Here is a 21,844-nt window from a genome sequence, read left to right on the forward strand (position 1 = left end):
GACCAGCAGGTCTGCACTTCCAGGTCTGCATTTTTGGAAATAAGACGGCAAGAGAAGGCCCCATGGCACATGCCATGGGGCGGGAGGTGTTTAGCGCAGCGTGCCGACGGCCCCCTCTACCGCAGCCACCAGCGCACCCTCCTTGACCAGGCGCACGGTCTCCTCGATCTCCGGAGAGAGGTAGCGGTCGGTGCCCGGGCCTTGGACGGTCTGGCGCAGGGCATCGATGACCGCGCCGGTACCCTTGGCCGGCTGGCCCTCGCGCATATCAATAGCGCGGGCGGCGGTGAGAATTTCGATGGCAAGCACGCGCTGCAGGCCGTCCACGGCCTTGCGCAGCTTGCGCGCACCCGACCAGCCCATGGACACATGGTCTTCCTGCATGGCCGAAGACGGGATGGAATCCGCCGAAGACGGGTTGGCCAAGCGCTTGAGCTCAGAGACGATGCCCGCCTGCGCATACTGCGCGATCATGTGGCCGGAGTCCACGCCTGGGTCATCGGCCAGGAAGGCATTGAGGCCGCGATTGCGAGCAACATCGAGGAAGCGATCGGTGCGGCGCTCAGAGATGGAGGCCAGGTCCGCCACGACGATGGCCAGGAAGTCCAGCGCATAGGCCACCGGCGCGCCGTGGAAGTTGCCGTTGGAGACCACGCGCCCGTCCATGGCCACCACCGGGTTGTCGACGGCCGCGGCCAGCTCGCGCTCCGCAACCGTTGCTGTGTGCGCCACGGTATCGCGGAAACCGCCAGCCACCTGCGGCGCACAGCGTACGGAGTAGGCGTCCTGGACCTGCTTCTTCTTAAACTCCTCGAGGGCCGCCGCGAGAATCTCCGATCCCTCTGCGACCTGCAGGATATTGGCCGCAGCATCTGCCTGGCCCGGGTGCGGGCGCAGCTGCTGCAGGTCATCGGCAAAGACCACCAAGGTACCCAGCAGGCCCTCCACCGTCATCGCGGTGGCGATATCGGCAGTCTTGGCCAGCTCGCGCAGGTCGGTAATGGCCAGGCAGAGCTGGCCCAGCATGCCGTCGGTGCCGTTGATGAGTGCTAGGCCTTCCTTTTCCCGCAGCTTGAGCGGCTCAATGCCCGCAGCAGACAGGGCCTCCGCGGCTGGGGTGATGTCGCCGCCATCAACGCGCACCTCACCCTCACCGAGCAGCGCCAGCGCGCAGTGCGCAAGCGGTGCCAAGTCACCGGAGCATCCCAGGGAACCGTACTCGCGGACCACCGGGTGAATGTTCGCGTTGAGGACCGCAGCATAGGTTTCCGCCACCACCGGACGCACGCCAGTACGCCCAGTGCACAGGGTGGACAGGCGCAGCAGCATGAGCGCGCGAATGACCTCTTGCTCAACCTCCGGGCCCGTGCCTGCTGCATGCGAGCGCACGAGCGAAAGCTGCAGCTGCGCGCGCATCTCCTCCGGAATGTGGCGGCGCGCTAGGGCACCGAAGCCGGTGGAAATGCCATAAACCGGAGTCGGATCCTGGGCCAGCTCCTCGACACGCTCGCGGGTGGAGGCGATTTCCGCCAGGGCATCCTCAGAAATCTCCACCTTCGCGCCATAGCGCGCAACGGCCACGACCTCCTCGATGCTCAGCGCACCGATACCCACGGTCACGGTGGAGGGATAAGAATTAGACATGTAAGGCTCCTTTGACGTCGCTGCGGTACCCCGCCCCACCACCCGCGTGGAAGGGAAGAAGGCACGCGAAAACACGTACTTGCTTTCACAAGAATAGAAAAATAGTGATACGCGCGACAGCCTTACGCGTTGCGCTCATAGTACAACAGGCTGCCCGGCGCGCCAATACCCCGCGCACGACCAGTTAGCGGCGCCCGTACATTCTCTCCGCCACCTGCTGCGCTGCCGCGTGCAGTTGCTGGGCGACGTCGGCGGCGTCGGCAGTCCCCACCGGGAAGGTCACCGCCAGCGCCGCCGCGGGCCTGCCCACGTGGTCAACCACCGCCACGCCTACCGACGCCTGCCCGCGCGCCACCACCTCAACCTCTTCGGCCCATCCGCGTTCGCGCACCTGGCGCAAGATTTCCTTGTACTCCCCAAAACCTAAAGAACCGGGGACGAATGCTGCACGCCACTCCGCCTCTGGGAGCAGGGCCAGCATCGCCCGCCCAGAGGCCGTGCGCTGCGCCTGCAGCCGCACTCCCCTCTCCGTCACCAAGGACAGCGCCCCCGGCGCGCGAATCTCGTTGAGGTAGAGAATCTCCGAGCCCGCCAAACGCGACAGGTGCCCCGATCCCCCGACACTGCTGGCAATCCGCTCGAGGTGCCCCTGGGTTACCCGCACCAGGGGCTGCTGCGTGGCGTAGGCAGCAGCCATCGAATAGGCAACGAGCCCCAACCCATAGGTTTGGTTCTCTGGCAGGTGCACCACAAATCCCGCGTCCACCATCTCTTTAAGCAGGTGGTAAGTCGTGGAGCGCGGCAGATTCAGCTCACTGCGAATGCGCGCGGCGGAAATCGGCACGTCGATGGTAGACAGCAGCCGGAGGATCTCCAGCGCATTGCGCGCCGCCGGGACTCGGGAGGTACTCATGGGCCCACATTCTAGTGAGCCCTCGTACAAGTCCCAGCTAAGTCACCAGGAAGGCAATCGGCGTCGTAATGATGATGGTGAGCACCACGCGCTCGAACCAGATGACCACGATCTGCCACAGCTTGATCGGAATCTTTGTGGCCAGAATGCAGGGCACCAGCGCGGAGAAGAAGATGATGGCGGAAATCGCCACCACGCCGATGACGAACTTGAGCACCATGCTCTCAGAACCCGCCACGGCCGTCGCCGGCAGGAACATCTCCGCAATGCCCATGGCCGCGGCCTTGCCCGCCAGCTCCGGCTCCGGCAACTGGACAATCCACGCGAACGGGTAGAACAGGTAGCCCAGCCAATCGAAGAGCGGCGTGAAGTTAGCCAGCAGCAGGCCAATCAGGCCCACAGACATGATGGAGGGCACAATCGCCGACGCCATGCGCACGCCATCGCGCAGGTTCTCCCAAATGGCAGCGCCCAAAGACGGCGCGCGGTCCAGCGCCAGCAGCGCTTCCCGCCACGCGGCCTTAAAGAAATTGCCCTTCACCGGCTTTTCCGGATCCGCTTCCACACCATCGATGTAATCATCAGGAATCCTGCTCAGCGGCGGAATCCACACGGTAATCGCGGTGACCAGGAAGGTCACCACGAGGGAGACACCGAAGTAGATGCCCCACATATCCATAAGGTCGAGCTGCTTGGCGACGATCACCATGAAGGCAGCGGAGACCGTCGAGAAGCCCGTCGCGATGATGGAAGCCTCACGCGCGGTATAGCCGCCGCGCTGGTACACGCGGTCAGTAATGAGGATTCCCAAAGAGTAGGAGCCCACGAAGGAGGCCACCGCGTCAATGGCGGAGCGCCCCGGCGTGCGCCACAGCGGGCGCATGATGGGCTGCATGAATACGCCGACGAATTCCAGAAGGCCGTAGCTGATGAGCAAGGCCAAGAACGCGCCGCCGATGGGCACGATGAGCCCGACTGGCGTGGCAATCGAGTTCCACAGGAAGGGCACGATGTCCTCGTTGCCCAGCACTCCGGGAAGCTTTCCGATGACCATCAGGAAGGAGACCACCAGGCCCACCACGTTGAGCGCAGTAAAGACCGCCTGGAGCGGGCCTTCTTTCCAGTTTTTATTCACGATGCTGCGCACCGTGCCGTAGAGCGCCAGCGCCAGGATGAACCAAGGCACCAAGACGTCCGCATAGGTGCGGATGATGGTGACCATGTGGTCAAGCGGGATAGATTTCTTTCCGTCGTAGCTGATGGGAAAGAAGAATACGAAAGCGCCAATAGCGCTGTAGACAAAGAGGCGCCAGATGCCTTTCTTGGAGGGGACATCGTCGTCGCTCTCGTAGAAGGCGTCAACGATTGCGTCTTCAGAGTTCATGTTCTACCTCACGGTGGTGGAAACGACACGTCATTAGCACGGCCACGAACGCGTTCTATTCAACGAACGCGCCAAGTGCACCCCCACCAACACACGGCGGCGAGTGCTTGTAGCCATGCCCACGCGACAGCCACACGCAGGTCTTCCATATGTTAGCGAAACCACACGTAAATGTCACCCAATTCACCCCCACAGAATGAATGAGTTCGCCGTCATAGGCCTAGGTGAGCTACCCCCACCACAAAAAAATTGACCGCACATCTGAACTAGAGGAAAGTAGCTCCCGGAATCACTCGCACCAACCACTCCCCTCATCCGCAGCGCTAGGACTAGCTAGCGCCACAACAGGGGCACAGAGGAGGACGCATCCCCGTGGCAGAAACCACCACCAAGCGCCCCGGCTTGAAACACCGGCACCTGCACTTTATTGCCTTAGGTTCGGCCATCGGCACCGGCCTGTTCTACGGCTCCGCCGGCGCCATCCAAGCCGCCGGCCCCTCGGTCCTCTTGGTCTACCTCCTCGGCGGCGCCGTGGTCTACTTTCTCCTGCGCGCACTCGGTGAGATGTCCGTGCACCACCCCGTTACCGGCTCCTTCGCCGAGTACGCCCGCACCTTCCTAGGCCCCTGGGCCGGCTATATCACCGGCTGGATGTTCGCCTTCGAGATGGTCATTGTGGCCCTCGCGGATCTCACCGCCATCGGCGTCTACATGCAATTTTGGTTCCCCGGCTCGCCCAAGTGGGTGTGGGTCGCCGCCACGCTCCTCCTCGTCGGCGGCGCCAACCTCGCCACTGTCAAGGCCTTCGGCGAGCTGGAGTTCGCCTTCACCATCGTCAAGGTCGGCGCCGTCATCGCCATGATTTTAGGTGGCGTGGCCGTACTCGTCTTCGGCCTCTCCACCGCGGAGACCACCGGCCCAGCCAACCTGGTCAACGATGGCGGCTTCTTCCCCAACGGTGTCTCCGGCATGGTCGCCTCCTTCATCCTCGTCCTCTTCGCCTTCGGCGGCACGGAGATCGTCGGCGTGGCCAGTGCGGAGGCCGAAGACCCCGCCAAGTCCGTGCCCAAGGCCGTCAACACCATCCCGGTGCGTATCCTGCTGTTCTACGTCTTGGCCATCCTGGTCATCCTCATGATCAACCCCTGGCGCAGCATCACCGGTGAGGAAAGCCCCTTCGTCCAAATCTTCTCCACCCTCGGCGTCACCTGGGCTGCGGCCGCCCTCAACGTCGTCGTCATCACCGCGGCGGTCTCCGCCATCAACGCCGATCTCTTCGGCGCCGGCAACGTACTCACCGGCCTCGCCCGCCAGAACCTCGCTCCGAAGGTCATGGCCCAAAAGACCCGCGGTGTGCCGGTCATGACCATGATCATCCTGCTCATCGTCATGGTCATCGGCACCGGACTCAACGCGCTCATCCCGGATAATGTCTTTGAGGTCATCGCCTCCCTGGCCACCTTTGCCACCATCTACGTGTGGTTGATGATCCTGCTCGCCCACGTGGCCTCCCGCCGCCAGATGCCACCCGAAGAACGCGCCAGCCTGAAATATACCGTCCCCTTCTGGCCCTGGGGCCAATATTTCTCCATCGCCTTCATCATCTTCACTTTTGGCATCATGGTGTGGCAGGAGCAGTACCGCCCGGCACTCGCCACGGGCGTTATCTTCATCCTCCTGATGACCGCCATCTTCTACCTCACCGGCCGCCGCACCGCCGCAGGTACCACGCAAGGAACAGACGCGAAAGGATAACCATGAACACCGTTGATGCCCCCGCCTACTCCCCTGCCCCCGAGTGGTCCGGCCGCTCCGATGGCCCAGGCCCCGAGCATGCGCGGTGGCACAGCGTAGTTCGCCCCCTCGACCTTGAAAACCCCGAGGCCCAACCCGGCGTGGCACTCCTGGGCTTTGCCTCCGACGAAGGCGTAGAACGCAACCATGGCCGCCCCGGCGCGGCTGCGGGCCCGGCTGCCCTGCGCGGCGCCTTGGGTTCCCTGGCGCTGCACCATCCGCATCCGCTGTACGACGCCGGCACGATCACCACCCAAGGCACCGACCTAGAGGCCGCCCACGAGCGCCTCTCCGACGCGGTGGAATCGCTCTCACGCGCCGGGCACCTGCCTATCATCCTCGGCGGTGGACACGAGACCGCCTTCGGCTCCCACCGTGGTGCTTTCCGCGCCCAGGGGCCTCTGCAGATCATCAACCTGGACGCGCATTTCGATCTCCGCACTGCGGACGTGCCTACCTCCGGCACCCCGTTCAAGCAGATTTCCGAACTGGTGGGCCGGGAGGACTTCGACTATTCCGTCCTGGGAATCTCCCGCCCCAACAACACGCCCGTGCTTTTCGACGAAGCCTCCGACCTCGGCGTCACCGTCGTCCTCGACGAGGAACTGCTCAGCATGGACCGCGCCCAGCTGCGCGAAACCGTCGAGCGCATCTGCGCCGGCACCAAGCCCATCCACCTCTCCATCGACCTCGACGTGCTGCCTGCCGACCAGGCACCTGGTGTCTCCGCCCCCGCCGGCCTCGGCGTGCCGTTAAGCATCATCCGCGAACTCGCACTCACCATCGCCGCCACGGGACGCCTGGCGCTTGTCGACGTCGTCGAGCTCAACCCCACCTTCGACACCGACGCCCACACTGCCAAGCTGGCCGCGCGGTTGATTGATGACATTGTGACGGCGCATTTTTCTGCTGCCGCGGACACGAATTCCTAGATAAGACCGGGGCCAGCCGGCATACTGGTCCCCATGAGTTCACCGATTCGTGTTGTCGGAGCCGTCTTCGCTAAGGGCAATAGATTCCTGGCCTGCCGCAAAGCCCCGGGAAAATCCCTAGCCGGCATGTGGGAATTTCCGGGCGGCAAGATTGAACTCGGTGAAACACCCGAGCAGGCTCTCGCGCGTGAAATTAAGGAAGAGCTTTCCGTAACCGCAACCGTTGGCGACAAGGTCACCTCGACCGTGTACGAGTATGACTTCGCCACCATCGAGCTCACTACGTTTCTGTGCACCATCGAGTCCGGTGACCTGACTCTCAGTGATCACGATGCGACTCGTTGGGTGTCCCCTGCCGAGGCGCAGGAACTCGACTGGGCTCCCGCAGACATCCCCGCCGTCAAGCTGGTTTCTTCGCGCCTATGAGTTCCGATTCTCTCCTGCCTTTCGGCATCTATGAAACCCCGGTCACCGCTCGTATCCAGGAGCGGATCGAGGAAACTAAGCGGGCTCGTCCCACGGCCGCAACGGGCATCGCCCATGGAACCATGAAAGACGTGAACCCTCGGTTCGCCGCGGCAGTGTCCCAGCATTTTGCCAAGGTCCTCGAGCAAAAGCTCACAGAGCTAAATAAGCCCGAGGAGCGCGTGGCCCTCATTAATGGACTCGCACAACACCTCGGAGAAGATGAGTATATTTCTGCGGAACAGCTGCTCTATGCCATCTACAGCTCAGAGCTCGCAGAGGCTCCAGAGCTTCCCGAGGTCTCACTCAACGCCAGTGCTTTGTTCACCAACAGCGTGGACGACACCAATATGTCGGTCGAGATCGCCCGCGAGATCCGCACTGCGGACTCCGTCGATTTGCTGTGCGCTTTCATCAAGAGTTCGGGTATTGCGGTCATCAGCGATCAACTAGAGTACCTCAGGGATCATCAGATCCCGCTGCGCGTCATCACTTCGACGTATTGCGGAGCGACCGAAGCCGCCGCCGTGCGTCGTCTCGTGGAGGACTATGGCGCTGAGGTCCGGATTTGCTATGAGCACAAGACCACTCGCCTGCATGCCAAGGCCTGGCTCTTCCGCCGCCAGTCTGGCTTCGATACCGCGTTCATCGGTAGCTCAAATCTTTCGCGCTCGGCGCTTGTCGACGGCTGGGAATGGAACGTCCGCGGCTCACGCTCCTCCACTCCGGAGATCATCGAAAAGTTCATCAAGACCTTCGATAGCTACTGGTACGACACTCACTTCAAAGCCTTCGACCCCGAGGAAGACTACGACCGCCTCGTAAACGCGCTCGGCAGCGCCAAATTCCTCGAATCAAAGCCCGGCGAGAAGCTCGAGCTGTCAGGCCTTCGCGTTGAGCCCTACCCCTACCAGGAGGAGATGCTTGAAGCCCTAGAGTCCGAGCGCGAAGTTCACGATCGCCACCGCAACCTCCTCATTGCCGCTACCGGCACAGGCAAGACTGTTGTGGCAGCACTGGACTACCGCCGCTTATGCGAGAAGCAGGGGCGTAGGCCACGGTTACTGTTCATTGCTCACCGGCGCGAGATTCTTACCCAGGCCCAGCGAACCTACCGCGAGGTTCTTCGCACTTCTGGTTTTGGTGAGCTCCTCGTCAGCGGTGAGCAGCCAGCCGAGTGGGACCATGTCTTCGCCAGCATCCAGTCCCTGCATGGGAAGCGCCTAGCCCAGATTGCGCCGGATCACTTTGAAGTCGTCGTCATCGATGAGTTCCACCACGCCGAGGCTTCGACCTACCGGGCAGTGCTCGACTACCTGCAACCGCGCGAGCTCTTGGGGCTAACGGCCACACCGGAGCGCGGTGACGGCGAGAACGTGCAGAAGTATTTCGACTACCGCGTGGCACATGAACTTCGCCTCTGGGATGCGTTGCGCCTACAGCTCCTTGCCCCCTTGCACTACTACGGGGTGGACGATGACACGGACCTGACGAGTCTGACTTGGAACCGTGGGAAGAAGGACTACCAGACTGCGGAGCTCAGCGAGTTCTATATCAAGGCCGGTGAAAAGCGCACCAGGTTCATCATCAATGAGCTCAACCGCCGTATCTTCGACCTCTCCGACATGAAGGCCCTTGGCTTCTGCGTCTCCATCGCTCACGCCGAATACATGGCCGAGCAATTCAACCTTTTCGGCATCCCTGCCAAAGCGGTAAGCAGCAAGCTCAGTGTCGATGAGCGTCGACGCGCCATTGAGCAGCTTCGCGAAGGCACCATCAGCATCATCTTCGCGGTCGATATTTTCAACGAGGGCGTGGACATCCCCGAGGTCAACACGCTGCTGCTTCTGCGCCCGACGCAGAGCCCAGTGCTTTTCGTCCAACAGCTTGGCCGAGGTCTGCGCCTCAACGAAGGAAAGAACGCCTGCACCGTCTTTGATTTCTTAGGTGTCCAGCACGAAGAATTCGATTTCGAAGAGCGCTTCAAGGTCTTGACCGCCGCGCGCGGAAAGAACCTGGCCAAGGAGGTGGAGCAGGGCTTCCCCACTGCTCCACCAGGCTCCAACATCACTTTGGACCGTGTGACTACCGAGCGCGTCTTGAAGAACATCAAGCGCTTGGCCCGTAACTCGATCAAAAAGATCCGAGCACTCGTTACTGACTACGGCACGACCGACCTCGCTAGTTTCATTAACAGCTCGGGGGTTCCGGTGGAAGATATCTACCGCCGCAAGGGCATTACGTGGACCACGCTGCTGCGTGATGAAAAGCTGCTGCCCTCCGCCCCCGCGAATGAACACGAAGAGTTTCTTCTCAGCCGAATCCGCGTGCTACTGCACATCAATGACCCGAACCGCGTAGCGGCCTACAAACTTCTCATCTCTCCGGACGGGCCCAACGAGAAAGACATGACTCCCGAGCAAACTCGGTACGCCACCATGCTCGTATTGGCTCTGTGGGCAAATTCAAATACGACGGTGCCGGAATCGCTTGATGAGGCCCTGCGTATCATCCGGGCCTGTCCTTCCTTCGTCGCTGAGGTTACTCAGGTCATGCTGCTCACACTCGACCGGTCCCGCGTCATCCCGGAGAAATCAACGAATAGCGTCTTAGAAACTCACGCGGACTACAGCCTTGCTGAACTGGTCGGGGCGTTGGACGATGGCCCGTTGCGTAAGCTCGCGAATTTGCCACGTGAGGGCGTACGCCGCTTCGATGCTTCCAACACTGATCTCTTCCTCGTCACATTCCAGAAGGACGAAAACGTCAGTGCCTCGACGAACTACCGCGACTATCCGCTAGCACCAGATCGTTTGCATTGGGAGTCCCAATCCACCACATCCCTCAAGTCCGCAATGGCCCGACGTTACATCCACCACCACGAACTCAACGGCAACATCATCATCGCTACGCGTTTTACTAAGCGAAACAAGGTAGACACTGCGTCGGCATATACCTTCTTGGGCAATGTCGATTACGTCACGCACAGAGGCGAGAAACCCATCCAGTTTGAATGGAGTCTTCGTCGCGACATGCCCAAACAGTTGTACGCAGCCGGGCGCACTGTGGCTTAAGCCTCACTTTAAGTCAAGCTATGAAGTTGACGCCGTTACTATCATTAAATTAAGATTTCCTTAGCAGATTAAGAAAAGGTTAGTCTCTGATGCCTTGGTGCAGAAGTGTGGAGGACGGTCATGGGAGCCGCGAGCGAGCGCAGCCGGAAGGGGTGGAGCCGCCCTGATAACGGTTCTGGAACTTCCATCTATGGCTTTACGCGTTTTCGGGAGCGCAGCTTCAAGACTGGCACGACGCCTCGTTGGGCTGCGTGCAGCAAGAAAGTGCGCCGTACTCGCTAGAGCCACGCCTTTTAACGCCGCGAACGGTAGCGGCGGTGCAGACCCCGCAGGATACCCTTCCTCTCCCCCAGGGTGTCGCGACCAAATATCCACGCCACAACGCCAGCCATGGCGACAACCGCGCAGAAGCCAAAGGCTGCTTCAAATCCATACCTATCCGCCAGGAGACCAATGACGATAGGGCCTAGGATTTGCCCGAAATCGCCTGCCATCTGAAATGTCGACAGTACCTGGCCACCCGAGCGCTGGGAACCAACAATGTCTGCCACAGCCGCCTGCTGCGAAGGGGCGATAAGGCCCGAAGCCGCGCCGGACAGGGCGGAGAGGATGAGCAGGGAAACGATGTTCGTCGCCAAGCCCAGTGTTCCAACAAACAAGGCAGACCCCACGAGACCCGCCACAATCAGTGGACGACGCCCCACGCGGTCGGACCAGGAGCCGGAGAATTGCAGGACGATGGCGTTGCCCGCAGCAAAGACCGCCAATGCGATACCCGACGCGGATGCGCCGTTGGCAAAAATCGCAGCGGCAAACAGCGGTAGGACGGCTACGCGCACGCCCATGTTGATCCAGCCTTGGGCGAAGTTTGACGTCAGCACTGCACGATAAGCAGTGTCCGCCCAGGCCTCCTCCAAGCGCATTGGCGGGAGGCTGCGTCGGCTCTCATCAGCCTTGGACACAGGCGGCATGAGGCTCCACACGACGAGCGCCGCAATCGCCACACCAACACCGTAGATAAAGAAGGGCCAGCGGAATCCCAGGAAGGAAAGGCTCGCGCCAACGAGTGGGCCAATCACGTTACCGAGGAGGAAGGACGTGGCATAGGTGGCCGAACATCGCCCGCGGATTCTGGGTGGGGCGAGGCGCACAATGAGCCCCATGGCCGCGACGGTGAACATCGTGGAACCAATGCCGGCGATAGTGCGCAAGGCGACGATCTGCCAGTACTCCTGCGCTACGCCCACGAGGCCGGTGGTGACCGCCACGGTAAGCAATCCCGTCACGTACACCCTGCGCGTACCTACGCGGTCGATGAGGAAGCCCGCAGCCGGGGCGAAGATGAGACGGCTGGCAGAAAAGACGGAGACAACCAGGCCGGCCGCGGCCATCGAGACATCAAAGCTGACGATGAACTGCGGCAGCAGCGGCGCGATGAGACCATAACCCAAGGCAATGATGAACCCGGCGGTGACCATGACCCAGATTTCCCGCGGGATTTTAACCTGCGGTGCTGCAGTATTTTTCATATCGTCACTCACTGTAGCCCATCACGTCAAATGACCGAACGTTTACTCGAACATCTGTTCGTATCTGTGTGCGGTGATGTCCGTGCCTACTCCTAGTGTGTGGGCCATGAAGAACTACAGCAGCATTCACCAGTCCGTTCAGTCCCCTTTTCCGGCCGACGTGAGTACGAGCGAACTCACCACTGAAATCCTCTACCACCACCATGAAACTCTTCGCTCCATCGAAAGCATCATCCGCCACCCGCGCTCGCTTGCGCGACCCACTCCGCAATGGCGGCCACCATCCAAGGTGTTGCCACCAGTGGACATACAGGGCGGCGAATCACTACCGCTGACCTTTACTGTCTCGCGCCACCGCGTGGGTGAGCGCGCCAAGGCTCGCGTACTGGGCTACGGCGAAAGGCGCGTGCCGTCTTATCTCATTACGGTGCGCATCACCGACCCCACCGGCCGCCCGGTTTCCCCTTCGTTGGCGGAAGCATGGGTGCGGGCCTTAGTCCCAGAGGAGCTCGTCTCCGCAGTGCATGAGATTTCCAGCAGCAGCGCGGCCACGTTTGTGTGGCTGGTGGATAGCGCTTATACCCCGGTGCATTCACCGCTCTCCCTCTTCGAGGGTTTCAGCCAGGCTGCGTAATGCGGCATCTTCCGCAGTATGTGAGGCTCAGTATCGAGCGTTGTACGCCTGCTAGAAGTAACGCTGCAGGCGGTCGAAAAAGTTGCGGGGTGGCTCTTCTTCAAGCGAAAGCGAGAACCGATCCTCCGTTAGCACGCGGCCGAGAGCCGGGCGTGTCTCCGGGAAATCATAGAGGCGGCGGATCGCCCGCGGCGCCCAGCGAATGGAAAAGCAGACCACGAGCACCGTAAAAGTCTTATCAATGATGTCGGAGCTCAAGGTTTGCACTAGGACTGCTAGGCGCTCGTCGCGCAGGATCAGCTCCAGCAATGCCAGAAGTTGGAGGGGCCCTTGCTGCTCGTACTCAGCTGGAAGGAGCAAGGTCGACATAGCGGATAGTAGCCCGGCAACCACGCCTACCCCGGTTCCGGCGAGCATCATGGCCACCATCCGCTTGAACACTCCGCGGCGCGCTAGCCAGCCAAACAGGTAAGCCACCACCACCGCGGTCGGCAGATAGACCAAGAGCAGCGGGTTGTTGATGCTGGCCAGGCACGCGCTCAGGACTGACGTGCCGATTCCTAAGACGGGGCCGTAGACGATTGCGATAAACGCTGTGCCCATCATGTCGAGGTACAAGGGGATGTTGACGTTGAAAATTAACGACGACAACAGCAGGTTCGCCGCCACCGCCAGCAGCGGGTTGATAAGCGCGTGGTTCCCCAAGGAACGCCACTGCGCGGCGATGAACAGCAGTGCACCCAGCAAACTCAGGCACCATGCACCGGTTGATAAGGCGGAATCGAAGACAAAGCCTGCGTGGCCGTAGCTCGGGTCCAGCGTCAGAGCCCAAGCCAGGCACAAGCATGCTAGAGCGAATCCAACACACAGACGCTGGCTGTGCGATGCCTTGTTATCCGGCATTGGCTGCGGCTGCTCCTCTTCGAAGTCGAGAAATAATACCCGCTTACCCTACCGTAGAAGCTCGGTATCGTCTGATTAGTCTGACTCGTTATTCTTCTTCGACGTCTTCGACTTCGTCGTCGTAGTCCTCGTCCTCGTCATCGTCGTCGTCGAAGAGAACGTCGTCCTCATCCTCATCGTCGGCGCCGAAGATGTCATAGACCTCCGGCTCGTCGAAGTCGGAGTCATCGATGCTCACCAGTTGAGCTTCCCAATCCAGGGCTTGATCGGAGACGAGGCTCAGGACGTCAAAGAGGCGGTCGAAGTCAGTGTAGGTTCCCAGCTCGAGGGCCTCGGCGGGAACCTCGATGATGGGGGCTAGCCCGCCGTCTTCGTCTTCCGCGGAGCCGAACAGGGCGACGCGCGCTTCCTCGCTCATGTCCTCGGAGGCCTCGGCCTCCCAAAGCTTGCTGATTGCTTCGTCTTCCAGCTCGTCGAGCTCTTCCTCATCAAAGTCGAAGGAGAGGAAACGCACGACTGCGCTCGGGACGCCGTCGATGGTCTCCACCAGCACGCGCAGCTCCGAGTCGTTGGCCACCTCCGCCACGACGAGGTTCGGATTGAACTCATCCTGGAGAAACTCCAGCTCAGCAATGCGTTCATCGGTGCCCTCCAGCAGGTCACGCAGCACCGTCACCACCTGGTCGGTGGCGATGTGACGCGACACGGCCTCGACTGCATCCTCCACGGAGAACGCCACAGAAACTAAAACGGCCTCGAAGTCTTCATCGTCTTCATCCACATCGGCTGCGGCAATGTAGACGTTGGCCGCCGGCAGGATGGGGTCAATTTCCACAAACTGGATTTCCAAATCGGAGGTGATGGGCACGAACATCACATCGTCGTTGACGCGGGACTCAATGCCCTCCCCGTCCAGCGCAGAGGCGATATCTTCAAAAAAGCTCATGTGATTAACATCCGTCCATGTGGGAGTCTCACCCGGGCTGCTGCCAAGGCCCCACACATCTTACCTGCGATCCCCATCAATAGCTCTCCTCATTGAGCAGGAATCCCAGTTCCTTCAGAATCTCTGGGCGCCCAGTGCCCCACTCCAACATGTCGTAGGCCTCCCATGCTTGGCGACGCCCCTCCATCGGCGCCTCCTCCACGCGCGGCTCCACATCGAAAACCATGGTCGAGCGCTCTGGGGCTGTGTACTGCGGCCAGTCCTCTCTCGGAGCCCCGCCCCGGATGAATTCGCCCCATTGCGTCTGCATGGCCCCGGTTACGTTCTCCATTTCGGAAGGCTTGGCGATGGTGTTCAGGAAGGAGACGCGCGACGCTCCTGGGTCACCAAAGATATTGGAGAGCTCCATCGAGTGCATCGCCCCCAACCCCAACCAGCGCAGTGCTGCCGGCGCGAAGTCGAAACGGTACATCCACGTCGGATAGCGCCGTGCGTGTTCGGAGGCCACGCGGACGGTGGGGGCCCAGAAGAGGGCGTCGGTCAGAAGGTCCCCAAAGTCGCGGCGTGAGACCGCACCGCCGTATGCCGCAATGACGTCCGGCGCACTCTCCGGATCGAAAGAGGCCAGCAGCCGCAGAGCCGCGCGCTCGCGGGCGCGCTGGCGTTGGAAGAGGAACTTACCAAAGCTAGCCTCACCGGAGTTGGTTCCCACCAGCAGCGGCACTGGGTGTTGGTTGCCGTCCTCAAAGGCCTCGATGGGATGTTGCGGGATGAGGTCACCGTCGACAGTCGGCGCGTAGCAGGAGTTCAGGTACAGCAACTCGCCCGCGCGCCACATCATGGACTGCCCGGAGCGCACCAAGTCCGCGAAATCCTCCTGGCGCAGATCATCCGCGGTGGTATCGCGCGGCAAAGCCATCTTGTGAACCAGCTCGCGGGCCCAAAACACCGACTGCGCCCGCGAATGAATCATGCCTATGGGCGGTGACTGCGCAATCGCGCGGTGGAACAGCCCCTCGGCGCGCGGCACCGCCATGAGTGTCAGGACGGCCGCGCCGCCGGCGGATTCACCCATGAGCGTGACGTTGTCCGGGTCCCCACCGAAGGCAGCGATATTCTCGCGCACCCACTCCAACGCTAAGACCTGATCCGCCACGGCCGGGTTGGCGCAGGCCTCCCCGCCAAGACTGCGGACGTCAAGGTAGCCCAAGGCGCCTAAGCGGAAATTCACCGAAACATAGACCACTCCCATCTGGGCCGCGAACTCGAAGCCGCGCAACATCAGCATGTGGGAGGAACCCACAATGAAACTGCCGCCATGCAGATACACCACGACGGGCAACTTCTCCCCTGCCGTGGAATCCGCCGGAGCCCCGGAGCCTGCCGAGGTCTCCGAAGGACCTGTACGGTGTGGGCGGACGATATCAAGGGTCAAGCAATCCTCTGCGCCTTCAATGCGATCCGTCCAGGAATAGACCGGCTGCGGGGCCACGTGCCCGAACTCGCGGCAATCCCGGATGCCTTCCCAGGACGGGGCGGGGCGCGGCTCCATGAAGCGGTTGGTGCCAGACGTATCCGCGCCGAAAGGAATGCCGCGCCAAGAGCGGACCGGAGCGCTCAGCGGACGGTCCGTGCGCAACTCTTCTTCGATGCAGCCGCGTACCCAGCCGCTGGTGGTGAGCACCGTGAGGTCGTCGGCAAGCGCGGTGCGTGCCGCCTCCTGCGCGGCGCAGGCACGGGCATGCAGGGATTCGGCAAGCAAGCGCGCCGCTGCCGCGCTGACCTCGCGCGAAGGGGAAGGCTCAAACTCGCTCATGACTCATACACTAATGCCCTAACCTGCAGGCGCGCTGAATAAAACGTTTTCGATACGGTGGTAAACATACAGTTCAGATTCACAATCAGATTTAGTTAAAAGTTAGGTGAGACAATGTTGGACAAGGTCTTTGGCAAGGACAGCAAAGATAAGGCAGTTAGTCGCCGGGAAGCATCGGTCGATCAAGCCGGCTCCGCAGAGGCCGTGGGCACCTTAGAGGTCGATGAAGCCAACCGCATTACCAAAGGATTCCTGGGGGCCATCGACAAGATCGTTTCTGTTCAGTCGTCTGTCATCATCAACTACGTCGAGGGCGTGAAGAAGCGCAACCCCGACGCCAGTCCGGCGGAGCTGCAAGAGCTCATCGACAAGCACTTCATGAACATCATCACCGGTACGGGTGCTGCCGCGGGCGCCTCCGCGGCTATCCCCGGCATCGGCTTGGTCACTGGTGCAGCCACTATTGGCGCGGAATCCTTGGTCTTCCTCGAGGCGGCTGCTTGGTACATCCTGGCTTCCGCGCACCTGCGCGGTGACAACATCCGGGACAAGGAACGCCGCCGCGCCCTGGTCCTAGTGGTGCTCACTGGTTCTCAAGGCAGCGCATTGGTCGATACCTTTGTGGGTGATGCAACCTCGCTCTCCGGAGTCACCTCCGCTGCTACTCTTTCGCGATTCTCCGGCCCCACCCTTAGCGGTCTCAACGGCCGCTTGACCAAGCTATTCATGAAGCAGGCCACCAAGAAACTCAAGTGGGCATGGGTGTCCAAGCTGCTGCCGATGGGTGTGGGCGCGGTACTGGGAACGACCGCCAACCGTAAATTGGGACGCCAAGTGATCAACCATGCGGGCACCCAGCTCTCCCCCCTGCAGGGGGAATAAAAGGGGCGAAACCCGCCCAGGGTAGTGAGCAAACTTACAAGGGCCGTATCATAAGGGGAGACACTTTTCGGGGTGCCTTTCGCACCCGTGGATTGGCCTACTAGAGTCGAACAAAGACAAACTTAGAAGCACAGAAAGAGGCGAGCATCTGCCGTGAGCAACTCGAGCATCTATGGCCCGAATGCGTGGCTGATTGACGAACAGTTTCAGCAGTACTCCAAGGACCCGAACTCCGTAGACAAGGAGTGGCGCGAGTACTTTGAGGCCAACGGGGCACCGAAGTCGGCCGCACAGTCCAAGGCTGCGAACGCTCAATCCAGCACCCCCACCCAGAAGAAGAGCGCGGCACAGGCCGCGCCCAAGAAGAACCAGGCTGAGGAGAAGGCTTCCTCCGCACCCGCGAAGGCTGCGAAGAAGACGGAGAAGAAGTCCGAGTCCCCGCTGGACCGCATCAAGGAAGCACCGGAGCCGGGCTCCCGCGTACTCAAGGGCATGTTCAAGGCCATTGCCAAGAACATGGACGAGTCCCTGGAGATCCCCACCGCTACCACGGTGCGCGATATCCCGGTCAAGCTCATGTGGGAAAACCGCGCGATGATCAACGATCACCTCAAGCGCACCCGCGGCGGCAAGATCTCCTTCACCCACATCCTGGGCTACGCGCTGGTGAAGGCCGTGCAGATCCACCCGGACATGAACGTGCGCTACGAGCTGCAGGACGGCAAGCCCACCGTCGTCCAGCCGGAGCACGTCAACCTGGGCCTGGCCATCGACCTTCCGCAGAAGGATGGCTCCCGCGCCCTCGTCGTGGCTGCCATCAAGGAAGCGGAGAACAAGACCTTCTCCGAGTTCATCGATGCCTACCAGGACATCGTTGACCGCTCCCGCAAGAACAAGCTGACGATGGATGACTTCTCCGGGGTTACCATCAACCTGACCAACCCGGGCGGCATCGGCACCCGCCACTCCATCGCCCGCCTGACCAAGGGCTCCGGCTCCATCATCGGTGTGGGTTCCATGGACTACCCGGCCGAGTTCGCCGGTACCTCTGCCGACCGCTTGGCAGACCTCGGCGTCGGCCGCCTGGTTACCCTGACCTCCACCTACGACCACCGCGTCATTCAGGGCGCGGAGTCTGGTGAGTTCCTGCGCACCGTGGGCCAGCTGATTCTGGACGATGCCTTCTGGGATGAGCTCTTCGAATCGATGGGCGTTCCCTACCAGCCCTTCCGCTGGGCTGCCGACGTCCCCAACACGGGCGTCGACAAGAACACGCGCGTCATGCAGTACATCGAGGCCTACCGCTCCCGTGGCCACCTGCTCGCGGACATCAACCCGCTGGGTTGGAAGCAACCGGGCCTGCCCTGGCCGGATCACCGCGACTTGGACCTGGCTACCCACGGCCTGACCATCTGGGACCTGGACCGCACCTTCAACGTCGGCGGTTTCGGCGGCAAGGAGACCATGACGCTGCGTGAGGTGGTCAGCCGCTTGCGCGCCGCCTACACCCTCAAGGTTGGCTCCGAGTACGCCCACATCCTGGACCGCGATGAGCGCGGCTGGCTGCAGGAGCAGATTGAGGCCGGTATGCCGAAGCCGACCAACTCCGAGCAGAAGTACATCCTGCAGAAGGTCAACGCCGCTGAGGCATTCGAGAACTTCCTGCAGACCAAGTACGTGGGACAGAAGCGCTTCTCCCTGGAGGGTGCTGAGTCCCTCATTGCCCTCCTGGATTCCATCGTGGACACCGCCGCTGGCCAGGACCTCGACGAAGTTGTCATCGGCATGCCGCACCGCGGCCGCCTCAACGTGCTCTTCAACATCGTGGGCAAGCCGTTGGCGGATATCTTCGGCGAGTTCGATGGCAACTACAAGGGCGGCCAGATGGGCGGCTCCGGTGACGTGAAGTACCACCTGGGCGCTGAGGGCGAGCACCTGCAGATGTTCGGTGACGGCGAAATCAAGGTCACCTTGGCCGCTAACCCGTCTCACCTCGAGGCTGTTGACCCGGTCATGGAAGGTATCGCACGCGCCAAGCAGGACATCCTGGACAAGGGTGCCGGTGCACACACCGTGGTGCCGATCATGCTCCACGGCGATGCTTCCTTCACCGGCCTGGGCGTGGTCCAGGAGACCATCAACCTTTCACAGCTGCGCGGCTACACCACCGGCGGCACCGTCCACGTTGTGGTCAACAACCAGGTGGGCTTCACCACCACCCCGGACTCCGGCCGCTCCACGCACTACGCCACCGACCTGGCTAAGGGCTTCGACTGCCCGGTCTTCCACGTCAACGGCGACAACCCGGAGGCTGTTGTCTGGGTGGGCAAGCTCGCTACCGAGTACCGCCGTCGCTTTGGCAAGGACGTTTTCATTGACCTCGTGTGCTACCGCCTGCGCGGCCACAACGAGGCCGATGACCCGTCCATGACCCAGCCGCTGCTGTACGACATCATCGATGACCACAAGTCCGTTCGTGAGCGCTACACCGAGGAGCTCATCGGCCGTGGTGACCTCTCCGATGAAGAGGCTGAGGCAGCTGCACGCGACTTCCACGACCAGATGGAGTCTGTCTTCGCCGACCACAAGAAGGCCGAAGAGGCTGGTCCGAAGGAACAGACCGGTATCACCTCCTCCCAGGAGCTGACTCGTGGTCTGGACACCTCCATCACTGCCGAGGAAATCGCCGAGATCGGTGACGCCTACGGCACCCCTCCGGAGGACTTCGAGTACCACAAGCGCGTGGCTAAGGTGGCTAAGGACCGCCAGAAGTCTTCTCGCGAGGGTGGCATCGACTGGGGCTGGGGCGAGCTCATCGCCTTCGGCTCCCTGGCTAACGCCGGCAAGGTCGTGCGTCTGGCCGGTGAGGATTCCCGCCGCGGTACCTTCACCCAGCGCCACGCTGTGGCCTTCGACCCGCGCACGGGCGACGAGTACAACCCGGTTGCACGCTTGGCTGAGTCCAAGGGCAATGGCGGCAAGTTCATGGTCTACAACTCCGCGCTGACCGAGTTCGCCGGCATGGGCTACGAGTACGGCTACACCGTGGGTAACCCGGACGCCGTGGTGGCTTGGGAGGCACAGTTCGGTGACTTCGCCAACGGTGCGCAGACCATCATCGATGAGTACGTCTCCTCCGGTGAGGCCAAGTGGGGCCAGCTCTCCAGCCTGATCCTGCTGCTGCCGCACGGCTATGAAGGCCAGGGCCCGGACCACTCTTCCGCCCGCATTGAGCGCTTCCTGCAGCTATGTGCTGAGGGCTCCATGACCGTGGCCCAGCCGTCTACTCCGGCTAACCACTTCCACCTGCTGCGCCGCCAGGCACTCGGTGAGATGAAGCGCCCGCTGGTGGTCTTCACCCCGAAGTCCATGCTGCGTAACAAGGCCGCGACCTCTTCCGTGGAGGACTTCACTGAGGTCAAGAAGTTCCAGTCCGTCATCAACGACCCGAACTACGTTGACATCAACGGCAAGAAGGTCGGCGATACCGACAAGGTCAAGACCATCATGCTGGTCTCCGGCAAGCTCTACTGGGAGCTGGCCAAGAAGAAGGAAGCCGATGGCCGCGATGACATCGCCATCGTGCGCGTGGAGATGCTCCACCCGATTCCGTTCAACCGCCTGCGTGAGGCTTTCGAGGCTTACCCGAACGCAACGCAGATTCGTTTCGTGCAGGACGAGCCTGCCAACCAGGGCCCGTGGCCGTTCTACAACGAGCACCTGCGCGACCTCATCCCGGACATGCCGGAGATGGTTCGCGTGTCCCGCCGCTCGCAGTCCTCGACTGCTACCGGTAACGCGAAGGTCCACCAGATTGAGCAGAAGAACCTGCTGGAGGAAGCCTTCGACGTCTAGAGGCGCTTAACGCCACAGGCGCTGGCGCACAATACAGCGCCACTCCAGGCCCCGGCCATCACGAACTCACGACGAGTGTGGTGGCCGGGGCCTTTTATTTCGCTAGAAAGAGAGGAGCCCTACGGCTCCAAGCCAGCCGGACCGCCGCAGGGGCTCCACAACGACCTCGCGCGTAAATGCAGTGTTGCACTCTCCAGTGTCATGTCGACTAACCAGTCCCCCGCGACCATGTCCACGCTCCTCCCCCTTCGCGCTCACCGTGGAACCCCAATCATCATCCTTACCCACCCCAGTGAGCGCGAAGGGAGGCTTGCATGAAAGGCAGCACCACAGGTGACTTCTTTGACGACGAACACTGGGCCGAATGCCACAGGTGAAGCAACGAAGGCCGCGAATACAGTCAGACGTAACGACGCGCTCCACTAGTTAAGCCGTTGCCGAGGTGAGCGAACGACGTCACCGGGTCAATCAAGACGGTATCCGCCGTATCCCTGCCGCACAGTCTGGGCTCTGCTGTCGATTTGGGGTAGTTGGTACCGCGAGTCCGCGTAGTTGGTACCGGTGTTCCGTGTATCCGGTACTGCATGGGGTTTTCTTTCATAGTTGATGTTGGCGACACCACAATCCGCTGGTGTTGCGTCAACTTCTACTTGGAAGGAGCTGGTCCTTGTGGCCAACTTCAAGCAGATCATTGCGATGTGCCTTGATGGTGCTAGCTAGGCGCAGATCACACACGCATTGGGGTGTTCACGACGGGAAGTATCCCGTGCAAAGAAAGTCATCTCTGATGAGGGTTTGACTTCAGAGATTTTCGGTCAGCTCCCGCCGGGGTGGTTTGATGATCGATTCAGTGATGGCCGGAGTAAGAGGTCTTTGTCCTATGACCTGCTGTATCTCGGCGGGGCATGTCGGCGTCAACGTCTAGGGGTATTGAGCAGAGTGATATTTAGCCCGCTGCGTTCGGCTTGGTCGATGTGGATTTTGTCAGGAAACCAGGATGAGGCCGCCGATCCAGCTAAGGAAACGGAAGGGGCCTATCGGTACCAAATGGTGCTACCCTAGTGTTATTGCCA

Annotated in this window: 14 protein-coding genes; 7 read left to right on the forward strand and 7 right to left on the reverse strand. The window is 61.4% G+C overall.

The window, feature by feature from the left end:
• Positions 1–90: 90 nt before the first annotated feature.
• The 3 genes from hutH to HMPREF3009_RS01660 form a co-directional block, all read right to left on the reverse strand.
• Positions 91–1,644 carry a histidine ammonia-lyase gene (gene hutH / locus HMPREF3009_RS01650; protein ID WP_070679589.1) on the reverse strand — a complete coding sequence of 518 codons (1,554 nt, stop codon included), beginning with the start codon at positions 1,642–1,644 and terminating at the stop codon, positions 91–93.
• 184 nt (positions 1,645–1,828) lie between these two features.
• Positions 1,829–2,557 carry an IclR family transcriptional regulator gene (locus HMPREF3009_RS01655; RefSeq protein ID WP_049155142.1) on the reverse strand — a complete coding sequence of 243 codons (729 nt, stop codon included), beginning with the start codon at positions 2,555–2,557 and terminating at the stop codon, positions 1,829–1,831.
• 37 nt (positions 2,558–2,594) lie between these two features.
• Positions 2,595–3,941 carry a YjiH family protein gene (locus tag HMPREF3009_RS01660; protein ID WP_070679592.1) on the reverse strand — a complete coding sequence of 449 codons (1,347 nt, stop codon included), beginning with the start codon at positions 3,939–3,941 and terminating at the stop codon, positions 2,595–2,597.
• 372 nt (positions 3,942–4,313) lie between these two features.
• Between HMPREF3009_RS01660 and HMPREF3009_RS01665 the strand changes: the two genes are divergently transcribed.
• Genes HMPREF3009_RS01665 through HMPREF3009_RS01680 form a run of 4 tightly spaced genes read left to right on the forward strand, consistent with a single transcriptional unit; the run spans position 4,314 to position 10,206 of the window.
• On the forward strand, positions 4,314–5,696 hold the full coding sequence (locus HMPREF3009_RS01665) for an amino acid permease (protein WP_070679595.1): 1,383 nt from the start codon (positions 4,314–4,316) through the stop codon (positions 5,694–5,696).
• Between the two features lie 2 nt (positions 5,697–5,698).
• The gene (hutG, locus tag HMPREF3009_RS01670; RefSeq protein WP_070679598.1) at positions 5,699–6,667 is read left to right on the forward strand and encodes a formimidoylglutamase; all 969 of its coding nucleotides are present in this window, start codon (positions 5,699–5,701) and stop codon (positions 6,665–6,667) included.
• A gap of 33 nt (positions 6,668–6,700) precedes the next feature.
• Positions 6,701–7,093, forward strand: a complete 393-nt coding sequence (locus HMPREF3009_RS01675) for a (deoxy)nucleoside triphosphate pyrophosphohydrolase (RefSeq protein ID WP_070515521.1) — start codon at positions 6,701–6,703, stop codon at positions 7,091–7,093.
• A complete protein-coding gene (locus tag HMPREF3009_RS01680; protein WP_070679601.1) occupies positions 7,090–10,206 on the forward strand; it encodes a DUF3427 domain-containing protein in 3,117 nt (1,038 codons plus the stop codon). Before HMPREF3009_RS01675 ends, HMPREF3009_RS01680 begins: the two co-directional genes overlap by 4 nt.
• A gap of 293 nt (positions 10,207–10,499) precedes the next feature.
• Here HMPREF3009_RS01680 and HMPREF3009_RS01685 read toward each other — a convergent pair whose 3' ends face one another.
• On the reverse strand, positions 10,500–11,735 hold the full coding sequence (locus HMPREF3009_RS01685; RefSeq protein ID WP_070679604.1) for an MFS transporter: 1,236 nt from the start codon (positions 11,733–11,735) through the stop codon (positions 10,500–10,502).
• A 106-nt stretch (positions 11,736–11,841) separates the two neighbouring features.
• Between HMPREF3009_RS01685 and HMPREF3009_RS13645 the strand changes: the two genes are divergently transcribed.
• Entirely contained in the window at positions 11,842–12,369 is a 528-nt protein-coding gene (locus tag HMPREF3009_RS13645) for a hypothetical protein (RefSeq protein WP_232751642.1), read from the forward strand.
• Positions 12,370–12,420: 51 nt separating this feature from the next.
• Here HMPREF3009_RS13645 and HMPREF3009_RS01695 read toward each other — a convergent pair whose 3' ends face one another.
• From HMPREF3009_RS01695 to HMPREF3009_RS01705, 3 genes are all read right to left on the reverse strand, one after another.
• Complete coding sequence (locus HMPREF3009_RS01695; protein ID WP_070679608.1) at positions 12,421–13,272, reverse strand: ECF transporter S component; 852 nt, start codon at positions 13,270–13,272, stop codon at positions 12,421–12,423.
• 88 nt (positions 13,273–13,360) lie between these two features.
• Positions 13,361–14,218, reverse strand: a complete 858-nt coding sequence (locus tag HMPREF3009_RS01700) for a DNA primase (RefSeq protein WP_070511492.1) — start codon at positions 14,216–14,218, stop codon at positions 13,361–13,363.
• Between the two features lie 76 nt (positions 14,219–14,294).
• Positions 14,295–16,034 (reverse strand): carboxylesterase/lipase family protein, encoded by a 1,740-nt coding sequence (locus HMPREF3009_RS01705; RefSeq protein WP_070547271.1) that lies wholly within the window; start codon positions 16,032–16,034, stop codon positions 14,295–14,297.
• A 114-nt stretch (positions 16,035–16,148) separates the two neighbouring features.
• On the opposite strand from HMPREF3009_RS01705, the gene HMPREF3009_RS01710 reads away from it, so the two are divergent.
• Both HMPREF3009_RS01710 and HMPREF3009_RS01715 read left to right on the forward strand, forming a co-directional pair.
• On the forward strand, positions 16,149–16,916 hold the full coding sequence (locus HMPREF3009_RS01710; protein WP_049156986.1) for a hypothetical protein: 768 nt from the start codon (positions 16,149–16,151) through the stop codon (positions 16,914–16,916).
• A 153-nt stretch (positions 16,917–17,069) separates the two neighbouring features.
• A complete protein-coding gene (locus HMPREF3009_RS01715; RefSeq protein WP_070679611.1) occupies positions 17,070–20,771 on the forward strand; it encodes a multifunctional oxoglutarate decarboxylase/oxoglutarate dehydrogenase thiamine pyrophosphate-binding subunit/dihydrolipoyllysine-residue succinyltransferase subunit in 3,702 nt (1,233 codons plus the stop codon).
• Positions 20,772–21,844 lie beyond the last annotated feature (1,073 nt).

Origin of the sequence: Corynebacterium sp. HMSC034H07 (genome assembly GCF_001815175.1) — a bacterium.
Taxonomy (GTDB): Bacteria; Actinomycetota; Actinomycetes; order Mycobacteriales; family Mycobacteriaceae; genus Corynebacterium; species Corynebacterium hiratae.